The organism is Streptomyces sp. NPDC054796 (assembly GCF_053611545.1).
Genome location: NZ_JBSHAO010000082.1, coordinates 13,818 through 27,014, shown reverse-complemented (window position 1 = coordinate 27,014; position 13,197 = coordinate 13,818). Strand labels below are relative to the sequence as shown.

At 73.7% G+C, this 13,197-nt stretch carries 10 protein-coding genes; 1 reads left to right on the top strand and 9 read right to left on the bottom strand.

The window, feature by feature from the left end:
• Window positions 1-63: 63 nt before the first annotated feature.
• The 6 genes from ACWGJ2_RS37305 to ACWGJ2_RS37280 form a co-directional block, all read right to left on the bottom strand.
• Window positions 64-1,023: a cation diffusion facilitator family transporter gene (locus ACWGJ2_RS37305; protein WP_453350825.1), complete on the bottom strand. Its 960-nt coding sequence runs from the start codon at window positions 1,021-1,023 to the stop codon at window positions 64-66.
• 51 nt (window positions 1,024-1,074) lie between these two features.
• Window positions 1,075-2,319: a mannose-6-phosphate isomerase, class I gene (gene manA / locus ACWGJ2_RS37300; RefSeq protein WP_453350824.1), complete on the bottom strand. Its 1,245-nt coding sequence runs from the start codon at window positions 2,317-2,319 to the stop codon at window positions 1,075-1,077.
• Between the two features lie 74 nt (window positions 2,320-2,393).
• Window positions 2,394-3,671, bottom strand: a complete 1,278-nt coding sequence (locus tag ACWGJ2_RS37295) for an SIS domain-containing protein (RefSeq protein WP_453350823.1) — start codon at window positions 3,669-3,671, stop codon at window positions 2,394-2,396.
• Between the two features lie 137 nt (window positions 3,672-3,808).
• Window positions 3,809-3,982: a Trm112 family protein gene (locus tag ACWGJ2_RS37290; RefSeq protein ID WP_453350822.1), complete on the bottom strand. Its 174-nt coding sequence runs from the start codon at window positions 3,980-3,982 to the stop codon at window positions 3,809-3,811.
• 147 nt (window positions 3,983-4,129) lie between these two features.
• On the bottom strand, window positions 4,130-5,491 hold the full coding sequence (locus ACWGJ2_RS37285) for a phosphomannomutase/phosphoglucomutase (RefSeq protein WP_453350821.1): 1,362 nt from the start codon (window positions 5,489-5,491) through the stop codon (window positions 4,130-4,132).
• A gap of 164 nt (window positions 5,492-5,655) precedes the next feature.
• A complete protein-coding gene (locus ACWGJ2_RS37280) occupies window positions 5,656-6,120 on the bottom strand; it encodes a DUF3499 domain-containing protein (RefSeq protein WP_453350826.1) in 465 nt (154 codons plus the stop codon).
• Window positions 6,121-6,399: 279 nt separating this feature from the next.
• On the opposite strand from ACWGJ2_RS37280, the gene ACWGJ2_RS37275 reads away from it, so the two are divergent.
• Window positions 6,400-6,876, top strand: coding sequence for a metallopeptidase family protein (locus tag ACWGJ2_RS37275; protein WP_453350820.1), 477 nt, complete (start codon window positions 6,400-6,402; stop codon window positions 6,874-6,876).
• 159 nt (window positions 6,877-7,035) lie between these two features.
• Here the strand turns inward: ACWGJ2_RS37275 and ACWGJ2_RS37270 are convergent, their stop codons facing one another.
• The 3 genes from ACWGJ2_RS37270 to ACWGJ2_RS37260 all read right to left on the bottom strand — a co-directional run bounded on the left by ACWGJ2_RS37270 (window position 7,036) and on the right by ACWGJ2_RS37260 (window position 12,861).
• A complete protein-coding gene (locus ACWGJ2_RS37270; protein WP_453350819.1) occupies window positions 7,036-8,613 on the bottom strand; it encodes a DUF5719 family protein in 1,578 nt (525 codons plus the stop codon).
• Entirely contained in the window at window positions 8,610-12,413 is a 3,804-nt protein-coding gene (locus tag ACWGJ2_RS37265; protein WP_453350818.1) for a glycosyltransferase, read from the bottom strand. Before ACWGJ2_RS37265 ends, ACWGJ2_RS37270 begins: the two co-directional genes overlap by 4 nt.
• A gap of 184 nt (window positions 12,414-12,597) precedes the next feature.
• Window positions 12,598-12,861, bottom strand: coding sequence for a WhiB family transcriptional regulator (locus tag ACWGJ2_RS37260; protein ID WP_004952403.1), 264 nt, complete (start codon window positions 12,859-12,861; stop codon window positions 12,598-12,600).
• Between the last annotated feature and the right edge of the window lie 336 nt (window positions 12,862-13,197).

Sequence of the window (13,197 nt, the reverse complement as noted above, 5' to 3'; positions counted from 1 at the left end):
CCGTCCGGTCGGACGGCGGGCCCCCTCGCGCGTTCACAGCCCCGAGATCCAGGTCCCCGGACCTCAGTCCCGCTTCTCCGACGGGCCCGACGGCACGGCCGTGGACCCCGGAGGCGTGCGGAGGATGTCCGGCTCCAGGTAGATCGCGCGGGCGATCGGCACCGCCGCGCGGATGCGGTCCTCCGCCGCGTCGATCGCGCGGGCGACCTCCCCGGCCGTGTCGTCGTGCTGGACGGCCACCTTCGCGGCGACGAGCAGTTCCTCGGGGCCGAGGTGCAGCGTCCGCATGTGGATGATGCCCGTCACCGTCTCACCGTCGACGAGCGCGGAGCGGATCTTGTCGCGCTCGGCCGGGTCGGCCGACTCGCCCAGGAGCAGCGACTTCGTCTCGGCCGCGAGCACGATCGCGATCAGCACCAGCAGCACGCCGATGCAGAGGGTGCCGATGCCGTCCCAGACGCCGTCGCCGGTCGCCAGCGCCATGCAGACGCCGCCGAGCGCCAGGATGAGGCCGACCAGCGCGCCCAGGTCCTCCAGGAGGACGACGGGCAGCTCGGGCGCCTTCGCGCGGCGGATGAACTGGCCCCAGCTCAGCTTGCCGCGCACCTCGTTGGACTCCTTTATCGCGGTACGGAACGAGAACGTCTCCGCGATGATCGCGAAGACGAGCACGCCCACCGGCCAGTACCAGTGCTCCAGCGAGTGCGGGTGCTTGATCTTCTCGTAACCCTCGTAGAGCGCGAAGACGCCGCCGATGGTGAAGAGGACGATGGAGACGAGGAAGCCGTAGATGTAGCGCTCACGGCCGTAGCCGAAGGGGTGCTCCTCGCTCGCCTCCTTCTTGGCCTTCTTGCCGCCGAGCAGCAGCAGTCCCTGGTTGCCCGAGTCGGCGAGCGAGTGGACGCCCTCCGCCAGCATCGAGGACGAGCCACTGAAGGCGAAGGCCACGAACTTGGCCACCGCGATGGCCAGATTGGCTCCGAGCGCGGCGACGATCGCCTTGGTTCCCCCTGATGCACTCACTGACGAAACACTCCTCCGTTGTCCGTGGGGCGGGCGCCCCTTACCGCCCTGTCAGACGGCCACTGTGGCGCGGAAGAGCGTACCGTCACCCGAGACCCGGACCTGCTCCCCGGCCGGTACGAACACGGACTGCCCCTTCTCCAGGACGAGTTGTCCGTCCTCCTCCCCCGTAGGCGCGGCCAGCACGGTGCCCTCCGTACAGAGGAGGATCTGGGGCGTACGGGCGCCCAGCGCGCGGGGCTCGGCGCCGGGGGCGAGGACGTAGCGGGAGAGCGCGAACTCGTCGGTCGGCGTCTCGTAGCGCTCGGCGCCGTCCGGGCCCGCCTCCGGGCGCAGCACGGCGGGCGGCGTGGCCTCGAAGCGGACGACGCGCAGCAGTTCGGGGACGTCGACGTGCTTCGGGGTGAGGCCGCAGCGCAGCACGTTGTCGGAGTTGGCCATGATCTCGACGCCGAGGCCGTCGAGGTAGGCGTGCGGGACGCCCGCGCCGAGGTAGAGGGCCTCGCCGGGCTGGAGCCGCACGTAGTTGAGGAGCATGGCGGCGATGACGCCGGGGTCGCCGGGGTAGTGGCGGGCGACGGAGGCGTAGGCGGCGTACGCGCGCGCATGCGGGTTGGCCGGACCGGGCTCGCGGCCGTCGGCCGCGCCGCCGTCAGCGAGCTTCGACGCCGCAGCGGCGGCCTCCGCGACCGTGCGGGCCATCTCCTCGCGCTCGGCGGTGAGCACCGCCGTCAGCACCTCGCGCAGCGCCTCGCCCTCCGGGCGGGCGCGCAGGATGTCGACGAACGGCTTCAGACCGTTCACCTCCAGCCCCGCGAGCAGGTCCGCGGCCTCCTCGGCGGGGCGGAAGCCGCACAGGCCGTCGAAGGGGGTGAGGGCGCAGAGGAGTTCGGGCTTGTGGTTGGCGTCCTTGTAGTTGCGGTGCGGTGCGTCGGCCGGGACGCCGCGGGCCTCCTCGTCCGCGTAGCCCTCCTTCGCCTGCGTCAGGTCCGGGTGCACCTGGAGCGAGAGGGGCGAGGCGGCGGCGAGCACCTTCAGCAGGAAGGGCAGCCGGGGGCCGAAGGCGCGTACCGCCTCGGGGCCCAGCTCGCCCTCCGGATCGGCCCCGATGACGTCCGGAAGCGCGACGTACGCGCCGCCGCCCGACCGGTCCGCGACGCGCGAGGGCGCGCCGGGGTGGGCGCCCATCCACATCTCGGCCTGCGGCTCGCCCGTGGGCTCGGTGCCGAGCAGTTCCGGGATGGCGGTGGTGGAGCCCCAGGCGTAGGGACGGACGGTGTTGGTGAGGCGGTCCATAGGGTGCTGCTTCGCTTCCTCGGGGTCTGCGGGGCTTGCGGGTCCGCAGGGTCAGGATCAGGTCGGGATGAGAGTCAGGCCCATGATGACTCGCCGCCGGCGAGCGCGAGGTAAACGGCCGCGAAATCGGTGGTGGCGATCAGCTCGGCCGCCGTCTCCAGCGGCCCGCTCCCCTCCGTCGCCTCCAGCTCGCTGAGGGGCGCGTCGTGCGCGTAGGCGAGATCCCGTGCCGCGACGAGCGCGGAGTCACCCGTCAGGCCCTGTTCGCGGAGCAGGACGACGCGCACGTGCAGCGCTTCCGGGTCCTCGACGCGGTCCCGGAAGAAGTCGTCGGGGTCGGCGCCCGCGGAGAACGTGCCCTTGAGCAGCGCGCCGTGCGCCGTCATCGCCTCCGGCAGTTCGGCGGCGAGCGCCGGGCGGCCGGCGAGCGCGGTCAGCGCCGTCGAGGCGTGCCGTGCCACGGCTCCAGCGACCGCGCCCTCGCTCCACAGCAGCGGGAGCGCGCCCGCCAGTTCGGCGGCGAGCGTCTTCGCGGTGTTGCCGAACGTCTCGACGGCGGGCCCGCAGCGCTCGGCGACGCGGTCGAGGCGGTCGGCGACCTCCGACAGCGCGGCGTGGTCGGCGGCGACGAGCCCGAGCCTGTCGGTGAGGACGAGCAGCGGGGTGAGCAGTCCCCACAGGGTGCTGGGCGCCATGGGGAGGGGCGCGCGGGGTGCTGGGGCGGCCGGGATGTCCAGCTCGTGCTCCGAAGGCGGCCCGGAGAGGCCGGCGAGGCCGGGGCCGAACCCTTCGGCGGGCTTCTCGGGGTGGGCGAGGGGCGCGGGCAGCGGCTCCTCGACGGTCTCGTACGCGTCGTAGGGACCGGGCGCGAGCGGGACGGACAGGCCGCGGGTCTCCCCCACGGCAGCGCCGAGCGGCGTGGCGGGCGGCGCGACCGCGACGACGGTGCAGCCGCGGCGGTACGCCTGCTCGACGAGCAGGGAGAGCCCGGCCTCGGCGCCGTCGGGCGTCACGAGGAGGAGCAGGTCGAGCGGTCCTGCCCAGCCGGGCAGCGACCAGCTCAGCGCGCCGGGCGCGGCGAGCGGCCCCGTGGGGCGGAGCGCGGTGACGGGGGCCGCGCCGTTGCCGAGGGCGCCGAGCAGGTCGGCGACGCAGGCGGCGACGGGTCCGGGCCCCGCGACGAGGACGGCGCGGGGGCGTCCGTCGGGGCGCAGTTCCGTCAGGCCCGACTCGGCTGCCTGCCGCAGTCCCGTGCGGACCCGCGCGCCCGCTCCGGCCGCGCCGCGCAGCAGGCCGCGGGCGTCGGCGCGGGCGAGTGCGTCGGGAGCGTCGAGGAGTGACTCGTCGAGCATCTTCCGGAGCCTCCGATCGGAGCTGCTGCTGCCGTGGCGATGGGTGGTGCGGTGCGGCTGTGGCTCGGGATGCGGGCTTGCGGGCTCAGCGGCCTGGGCCGGGGCGGGAGCGGGGGCCGGGGCGAGGGCGGGCCCGGTCAGGCGGGGCGGCGTGCCTCGTCGACGAGGAGGACGGGGATGCCGTCGCGCACGGGGTACGCGAGGCCGCACTCCTTGCCGCCGGTGCAGATCAGCTCCTCGCCCTCCTCGCGGAGCGGCGAGTGGCACGCCGGGCAGGCGAGAATCTCCAGGAGACCGGCTTCGAGCGGCATTGACGTCCCTTTCAGACTTCCAGATCCAGGCTTTCAGCGGCGGCAGGCGCGGCTGTGCGGTCAGCGTACCGCCGGGTGCGGCGCGCCGGACGGCCGAGGCCGCATGCCCCGGCGCCCGCCCGGCCACGTGTCCCGCCGCGCGCCCCGCTACCCCCGCACCAGCGCGAGCACCTCGTCCCGCACCCGCTCCATCGTCGCCGTGTCGCGGGCCTCGACGTTCAGCCGCAGCAGGGGCTCGGTGTTGGAGGCGCGGAGGTTGAACCACCAGTCGGCGGCGGTGACCGTCAGGCCGTCCAGCTCGTCCAGTTCCACGTCGTCGCGGCCCTCGTAGGCGGCCCTGACGGCGGCGGCGCGCGCGCTCTGGTCGTCGACGGTGCTGTTGATCTCGCCCGAGGCGGCGTAGCGGTCGTACTGCGCGACCAGCGACGAGAGCGGCCCGTCCTGGCCGCCGAGGGCCGCGAGGACGTGCAGCGCGGCCAGCATGCCGGTGTCGGCGTTCCAGAAGTCGCGGAAGTAGTAGTGCGCCGAGTGCTCGCCGCCGAAGATCGCGCCGGTCCTGGCCATCTCGGCCTTGATGAAGGAGTGGCCCACGCGGGTGCGGACGGGCGTGCCGCCGTTCTCCTTGACGACCTCGGGCACGGACCAGGAGGTGATGCAGTTGTGGATGACGGTGGCGCCGGGGTCCTTGGCCAGCTCGCGGGCAGCGACGAGCGCGGTGATCGCGGACGGGGCGACCGGGTCGCCCTTCTCGTCGACGACGAAGCAGCGGTCGGCGTCGCCGTCGAAGGCCAGGCCGATGTCGGCGCCCGTCTCCTTGACCCGCTTCTGGAGGTCCACGATGTTCTTCGGGTCGAGCGGGTTGGCCTCGTGGTTCGGGAAGGTGCCGTCCAGCTCGAAGTACATGGGGTCCAGCTCGACGGGCAGCCCCTCGAAGACCGTGGGCACGGTGTGGCCGCCCATGCCGTTGCCCGCGTCGACGACGGCCTTCAGCGGCCTGATGGACGTGAGGTCGACGAGGGACCGCAGGTGGGCCGCGTAGTCGGTGAGGACGTCGCGCTGGGTGAGGGTGCCTGCGGGCGCGTCCGTCGCGGGCGGCGCGCCCGCCGCGCTCCACTCCTCGACCAGGGCGCGGATCTCGGCGAGCCCGGTGTCCTGGCCGACGGGCGCGGCGCCCGCGCGGCACATCTTGATGCCGTTGTACCGGGCGGGGTTGTGGCTCGCGGTGAACATCGCGCCCGGCATGTCCAGGTCGCCGCTGGCGAAGTAGAGCTGGTCCGTCGAGCACAGCCCGATCTCGGTGACGTCGGCGCCGCGCCCGGCCGCGCCCCGCCCGAAGGCCCGCGCGAGCCCCGGCGACGAGGGCCGCATGTCGTGCCCGACCACGATGGCGCTCGCGCCGGTGACCTGGACGAAGGCGGCACCGAACAGCTCGGCCAGCGCCTCGTCCCACTGGTCAGGTACGACGCCGCGCACGTCGTACGCCTTCACGATCTCCGACAGATCAGCCACGGCCAGCCCTCTCATGGAGTCCTTGGGGTCCTCGGGGTCCTCATCGGCCCGATGGGGCCCCAAATCTACCCGCCGAGCCTGGCAGGACTCTTGGCGGACGCTGTGTCTCGCGGAGTGGCGGGGAGAGAGCAGGGAGAGGGAGCGGTGAGGGCCGGGGCCGGGGCTCAGGACTCGGGCGAGCGGAGGACCCGGAGATGGCCGCGCCTGGCGACCTCCATCGGATCGGCGTCCCGCCCGTTCGGCCCGCCGACGGCGTCCGAGGGCGCGGGGGACGACGGGTCCCTGCGCCGCTGGGGTGTACGGGCCGCCTCGCGCACGGCGTTGGCCAGTGCCTCCAGATCGTCCCCGCTGGGGCGGGCCGGACCCGTGTCCACGGCGAGCCGGACGACCTCCCAGCCCCGGGGGGCCGTCAGCCGCTCCGAGTGCTCGGAGCACAGGTCGTAGCAGTGGGGCTCGGCGTAGGTGGCGAGGGGCCCGAGAACGGCGGTGGAGTCCGCGTAGACGTACGTCAGCGTCGCGACGGCGGGACGGCCGCATGCGGTGCGCGAACAGCGACGTACAGGGCTCACGACGTTGGACCGTACCGCACTCTTGAGCGGGCTGCGACGACTCGCCCTGACGTCACTCAGTCGTGTCGTCCCGGTTCGCCGGGAACGCCTGATCTGCGGGAAGACCGGTATGCCCCCACTCGTCCGCGTGCGGCGTGTGGCGGAACCGGTGAAAAGCGGTCCTACGGTCGGTCATACGCGGTCAGGGAGAGCGTGTCCGGCGGTCCTCGCCTGGTCAGGAACGAACAGGAAGCCAATCGGATCCACACCGGAAGACGTCGGCACCGATCATCCGGCGACATCGCGGGGAATGCCCGGCACCCGCGTGCGGACGCCGCGCGGCGGCTACGCTCAGAGGTGATGAGCACCCCCGTACCGCCTCGCCGGACCGACCAGGCCGCCGAGCCCGAACGGTCCGACGCGCGGCCACGACGCCGCGACCGGCACGGCCGCGGCATGCGCGGCCCCGTGGCACCGCCGCAGGTGCCGCTCGCCGTGAGCAGGGCCGACGCCTTCGACGACCTGGTGCGCGATTCCGTCAGCCGCCTGGAGCGGCACTGGCCGCAGCTCACGGCGGTCGATTTCGCCGTCCAGGAGGTGCCCCGCGCGGACGGCGGCGAACTGGACGGCGAGGACGCCGTCGTGCCGCTGGGCCGGGTGGCCTACGCGGAGGGCTCCGGGCACGACCGCGTCATCGTCTACCGGCGCCCGGTCGAGATCCGCACACGCAACCGCGACGAACGGGCACTGCTCGTGCACGAGGTCGTGGTGGAGCAGGTCGCCGAACTTCTCGGGCTCGCTCCGGAGTCGGTCGATCCGCGCTACGGGCAGGACTGACGGGCGGGACGAGGGCGCCGGGGCGGCCGGGGCCAGGGCGCCGGACGGAAACAGCCCGGCTGGCCGGTTCCGCGCGGGCGCGCGCGGACGGGCCGGACATCTGACGCGTGCCCGGCCCGTCAGCGGCTCGACGGATCAGCGGCTCAACGGCTCAACGGCTCAGCGCTTGTCCGTCAGCACCGACAGGTCCTGGCCCGACTGCGGCACGGGCACCGTGCCCCGGTCGTCGGGCAGCGTCTGGACGGTGAAGGCGGGCACCCCGTCCTGCTTCTCGTCCAGCATCCGCGACCCGTACACCGGGCCGCCCGAGATCCGCTCGACGGTCACCGCGTACGTGCCCTTGGCGCCCTCCGGCTGCGGCGGCGCGAAGGAGCTGGTCGTGCCGCCCTTGACCGTGTACGTCTCGCTCTTGGGGCTGCCGCCCTCGCTGCCCGCCGACGAGGTCACCCGGACCTTCGCACCCTTGCCGGGCGCGGTCAGGGAGAGGGTGGAGCCCTTGGTGCTGTTGTCGGCGACGGTCGCGCGCTCGTCGATGGGCGCGGTGGACGGGATGAACGCCGTCTCCTGGTCGGCGCCCTTGCCGCGCGTGACGCGGACGGCGGCGACCACGGGAGTGGCGTCGGAGCCGCCCTCGGACGGGGAGAGGACGAGCGAGCCCGCCTCGCCCTTGGTGAGGTCCTTCAGATCGACGGCCGTGGTCATGCCGCCGCGCACATGCAGGGTCTCGTAACCGGCCGGGGTGATCTGGCCCGACTTGCCCGCGAGCCTGACCTTGAGGTCCGCGTCGTTCTCGCCGGGCGCGAAGACGACGAGGCGCACCGAGGTCGCGTCGGCGGGGATACCGGGCAGCACGGCGCTCGCGTTGGCGTCGGCCGCCGACCGCAGCCAGTCGCCGCCCAGTTCCTTGTCGACGGCCTGCACCTGCGCTCCCACCCTGCCCGTGCGGGCGAGGACGTGCAGCGCCACGTTGGCCGTCGGCTCGGTGGCCAGGGTGGAGAGCAGCACGGGGACCGTGGAGCGGGGCGGGATGGTGATGCCCTCTCCGGCGCCGGACTTCTCGCGGCCGTCCTTGCCGTACATCTCCAGGTCGACGACGGCCGTGGTGCTGTCGGGGTTGGTCAGGTGGACGTAGTCCTGGCGGTCCTCCGACGTGCTGGCGCCGGGGAACCAGAAGCTGGTGTCGGCCGTTGTGCAGGAGGTGCCCTGGAGACCGCGTCCAGCGCCCGCGCTCACCGTCGTGGTCTGCTGCACGGTCCAGCCCGGCGCGAACCTGCCGTCGGCCGAGCCGAACAGGGCCGGTGCGTCGCTGCGTTCCGTGCTCTCCGTGACGGGCTTCCCGGGCTCGTCGAGCGGGAGGAAGGGCTTGGCGTCCTTCTCCGTGCCCCCCTCGTCCCCGGCGTCCTTGTCCTTCTCCTTGTCCTTGGCCTCTTCGTCCTTCTTCTCCTTGTCGCCTTCCCCGGCGCCCTTGGTGTCCTCCTCCGCCGGGTACAGCGCGGCGCTGCCCTTGCCGCCCTTGCCGCTGTCCTCGCCCTTCGGCGTGAAGGCGGTGTAGTCGGTCTCGGCCACGTCGGAGACGGTCGGGCGCGGGCAGACGAGCGTGGAGCGCTCGACGGGCTTCCTGGCGGCGGCCGTCGCGCTCCGGGAGGCGTCCTCGCCCGGCGCCGCCACGGCGGCGACACCGGTCACGGCGGCCAGCGCGGTGACGGCTCCGATCAGGGTCAGGGTGCTGCGGTTCACTGCTCGCTCCTGTTGCCGTACGGGGCGCCGCCCGGCTCCGTGTCGGTCGTGCCGCCCGCTCCGCCCGTGCCGTCGTAGCCGTACGGGTCGGCGGGCCCGGTGTACTGGCCGTACTCGTCGTACTGGCCGTACTGCTGCGGGTACCCCTGCTGTTGCGGCGGCTGCTGTTGCTGTTGCTGCTGCGCGTTCCAGTCCGCGTACGGGTCGGCGGCGTACGGGTCACCGCCGTACGTCTCGCCGTACTGCTGGGGCTGCTGAGGCTGCTGCTGGGGGTCGTAGGGCTGGCCGCCGTACGGGTCCTGGGCCTGGTACGGGTCCTGCGGGTACTGCTGCCCCTGCCCGTACCCCACCGCCGCCGCGTCGTACTGAGGCTGCGGCTGCGGTTCGTACCCCGGCTCGTACGAGGACTGCCCCGGCACCTCCGGGACGGGCGTCGGCTCCGCGCCCTCGGGGCCCTCCGCGTCACCGGCCGGAGCCGAGGCAGCCGCCTCGGCCTCCGCCGCCGCACGCAGCCTGCGCGCCCTGCGCCCCTCGCCCTCGACGGGCTGCGCGGGGACCGTCGCGGCCTCCGGCAGGTCGTCGTCGATCTCGCGGCGGCGGCCCGGCAGCGCGAGCACGACCACCACGAGCCCGAGGAAGCCCTGCACCCACACCCACGCGGTGTGCGCCACGCTCGTCCCGTACGTCAGCTCCAGACGGCCGCCGCCGGTGGGCAGTTCGAAGCCCTGGGCCCAGCCGTCGACGGTGACCGGGGTCAGCGGCTTGCCGTCCAGCGTCGCCTCCCAGCCGTCGCTCGCCGCGTCCGCGACGCGCAGCAGCCGCCCCGACGGGCCCGAGGGGAGGTCCGTGTGCGCCTCGACGGGCCCGGCGGCCACCGGCACGGGCGCGGTCACGGCACCCGCGGCGCCGTTCTCCTCGCCGCCCGGCACGATGCTGACCCGCGAGACCTGCCGGTCCACGCGCCACAGCGCGCTGCCGTCCTCCTGGCTGAGCCGGGTCAGACCCGGCGTCGCGTCCAGCACCCGGCTCATCTGGCGCGGCGCGCCGTCGCGTACGAGGACGTAGCGCACCGCGTAGTCACCGAGCTGGGCCGTCTGGTCGGCGCCCGAGCCCGCGACGAGGTTGGCGACCACGCCGCCGAGCCTGGTGTTCTCGCCGCCCGTCGCCGCGAGGTCGGCGTCGCCCAGGCGGGCGCCCGAGCCGCGCACCAGGGAGTACGAGACCCCGGTGGCCGACTCCGAGCTGCCGTCCGTCTCACCCGCGAGGACGAGGGTGCGGGCCTGGTCCCGGGTGCTGGACTCCTCGGCGACGAAGGCGGGCACCTGGACGGGGTCGCGCCGCGAGAGCGGCCCGTCGGCGCCGCCGATCACCCAGCCGAAGGCCGCGAAGAGGGGCGCCGCGACGGCCGCCACCGCGATGAGCGCGGCGACGGGCTGCCGCCAGCCGAAGCTCTGCGCGGCGACCCGCTCCTTCGCTCCCTCCGCGCCCACGGCCGCCGCGCTCAGCAGCGCGATCCCGTAGACGAGGGTGGCGGGGCCCGCCCACGCCGAGCCGTTGGACAGCGCGGCGAAGAGCAGCCCGGCCAGCGCCACGACCCAGGCCGCGCGGATGGGCAGTTGCCGCTCCCCGCGCAGCAGCGCCGCCAGCGCGGCGAGCACGACGCCCGCGAGCAGCAGCCCGCCGGTGGCGCCCGGACCGCCCGGGTTGAGGGTGAGCAGGTCGAGCGGGGTGGCCGAGCCCTCCCCGTAGGAGAGGCCGACCTCCTTGAGGAAGGCGTCGGGGCTCGTCAGCAGCGACAGCGACCAGGGCGCCAGCAGCACCATCGGCGTCACCAGCGCGATACCGCCGCGCGCGGCGGCCGACCGGAAGAACTCGCCCTGCCGCCAGCGCAGCACGAGCAGCGCGAGGGTCAGCAGCAGCGCCAGCGGCCACACCACGGGCGTGAAGGCGGTCGTCAGGGTGAGCAGCAGCGCGCAGGCCCACGCGGCGCGCCAGCTCGGCTTGGAGCGCAGCCCGCTCGCCGCGACGGCGGCGCGCGCCAGCAGCGGCAGCACGATCGCCAGCACGGCGGTGCCGATGCGCCCGCCAGCGAGCGCGCCCGTTGCGGCGGGCAGGAAGGCGTAGGCGACGCTCGCCCAGGCGCGCAGCAGCCGGGACTCGACGAGCGGCCGGGAGCAGAAGTACGCGGTCAGCCCGGCCAGCGGCACGGAGCAGACCAGCAGCAGCGTCAGCGCGAAGCCCGTGCTGCCGAGGAAGACGGTGGCCACCAGCGCGACGAGCGCCAGATAGGGCGGCGCGGTCTGGGTGCCGCCGGTGCCGACGGGGTGCCAGCTGTCGAAGTAGCGCGCCCACAGCTCTGAGACGTCGGCGGGCGCGGGCAGCAGCGCGCCGCCCGCCAGCGCGCCGCCGCCCAGCAGGGCGCGGCAGGCGATGAGCGAGACGACGAGGAGCACGGCGAAGAGGACGGGCCCCGGCTTCTGGGCGATCTGCTTCAGCCGCGCGAACTGCTCGACCTGGAGAAAGTCGGCGTCATCGTCCCCCGGCCCGGACTCGACGGCGCCGTGCCTGCCGCCCGAGGACAGCTCGGGCTCTGAGCGCCCGCCGAAGTTGCTGGTGACCTGCTCGAAGGTGGCCCGCAACGTGGCGCCGGGGGGCGGGAAGAGGGGGCGCAGATCGCTGTACGCGACGACCGGTCTGCCGCGTCCGCGCCGTGCGGCGGCGATGCGCCCCGGGCGCAGCAGCGTCGCGAAGAGCCCGGCGATCTCGTCGAGCGCCTGCCCGGGGACCTTGCCGACGAGGTAGGCGAGGGTGCGCAGCAGGGTGCCGACGACCATGCGCACCAGGACCCACGGCAGCTTGCCCGTGGGCACGTTGGCCAGCAGCGTGTAGACGGCGCCCGCCTTGTCGACGCGGTGCGGGCTGGCGCCCCCGCGTCCGGCGCGCCCCACGCAGTCGACGGGGCGGCGCTCGCGGGAGGCGGCCTCCGCGTGCCGCATGGACGCGTCGGGTGCCACCAGCACGCGGTGGCCGGCGGCCTGGGCCCGCCAGCACAGGTCCACGTCGTCGCGCATCAGGGGCAGCCGGCGGTCGAAGCCGCCGAGCTGCTCGAAGACGTCGCGGCGGATGAGCATGCCGGCGGTGGAGACCGACAGCACGGGCCGCACCTGGTCGTGCTGGCCCTGGTCCTGCTCGCGGCGCTCCACGCCGGTCCAGCGGCGCCCGCTGTTGGCGATGGAGACGCCCGCTTCGAGCAGTTGCCTGCGGTCGTACCAACTGCGCAGCTTGGGGCCGACGATGGTGACGGAGGGGTCGGCGTCGACGATCCGCAGGAGCTGCGCCAGCGCGTCGGCCTCGGGCGCGCAGTCGTCGTGCAGCAGCCACAGCCAGTGCACGGGCTCGCCGTGCGGCAGCTCCGGCATGTCGTACGCCTCGTCGCGCCAGGTGCGGCTGACGGGGTCCCAGCCGCTGGGGCGCTTCAGGTACGGGAGGTCGTCGGGGGTGAGGACGCGCGCGGTGCGCGCCGCCTCGTCGACGGCCGCGCCGAAGCCGGAGCGCCGCGCCATGTGCAGCACGCGCTCGGCGCCGAGGGCTTCGGTGACCAGTCGGGCGGATTCGTCGGCGCTGCCGGTGTCGGCCGCGATGACGTCCTGTACGGGGCGTTCCTGCCCGAGCAGGCCCGACAGTGCCTCGGGGAGCCACCGCGCGCCGTCGTGGGAGACGAGCACGGCGGTGACGACGTGCCGAGGGAACTCTGGTGCGGCCGCCTCGTATGGGGCCGCCGAATGACTGTGCACGGACATCGAGGTACGGGCCCTCCCCGGGGGTACGGGGGCGTCCCCCGGAAGATGCTGTGTAGGACTGCGGTGGACGCACGCGCCTCATGCGAGGGGTGATGCGTCTCGGACGGCAGCCCACACTAACGGCTCGACACGCGCCGCTTACCGGGTCCGTACAAGTGCGGGCCTCAACTGCCCTGGGAGCGCCTCATACCGCGGCCTTCTTCAGTCGTCGCCGCTCACGCTCGGACAGTCCGCCCCAAATACCGAAACGCTCGTCATTCGCGAGGGCGTATTCGAGGCATTCGGAGCGAACCTCGCAGGCAAGACAGACCTTCTTCGCCTCGCGCGTGGATCCACCCTTCTCGGGGAAGAACGACTCGGGATCGGTCTGCGCGCATAGAGCGCGCTCCTGCCAGCCGAGCTCTTCGTCCGCCTCTTCGACCAGCAGTTGTTGGAACAGCTCGGTCATGTGCGCGCCCCTCGTCCGTCTTTGCGTCCCCGTGATGCCGTCGTTATCGATCCCGTATGAACGACACGGGTGAAATTACAAGTGTGCCGATCCGGGGCAGTCAAGCCGAGATCTGCTATTGAGCCCGTTATTCACTCTGCGGAACCAAGCTCGCACAGAAAGTGTTCAAATCAGCACAAACCACTACAGACACTCTCGGTAACTGTCCGCTTCGCGCATTCCCGCGAAAAGATCGCGCACACCACCGATCACTCACCCCGCGCACGCCGGAGCATCGGTGATCACGTTCCGATCACAGATGCACAACGGCGTTTGCGTGCGCGGCTGGTGCGCCAC

Coding starts and splice junctions, on each gene's coding strand:
- manA (WP_453350824.1), bottom strand. CDS start 2,319: ATGGACCGCCTCACCAACACCGTCCGTCCCTACGCCTGGGGCTCCACC.
- ACWGJ2_RS37295 (WP_453350823.1), bottom strand. CDS start 3,671: ATGCTCGACGAGTCACTCCTCGACGCTCCCGACGCACTCGCCCGCGCC.
- ACWGJ2_RS37290 (WP_453350822.1), bottom strand. CDS start 3,982: ATGCCGCTCGAAGCCGGTCTCCTGGAGATTCTCGCCTGCCCGGCGTGC.
- ACWGJ2_RS37275 (WP_453350820.1), top strand. CDS start 6,400: ATGAGCACCCCCGTACCGCCTCGCCGGACCGACCAGGCCGCCGAGCCC.
- ACWGJ2_RS37265 (WP_453350818.1), bottom strand. CDS start 12,413: ATGTCCGTGCACAGTCATTCGGCGGCCCCATACGAGGCGGCCGCACCA.
- ACWGJ2_RS37260 (WP_004952403.1), bottom strand. CDS start 12,861: ATGACCGAGCTGTTCCAACAACTGCTGGTCGAAGAGGCGGACGAAGAG.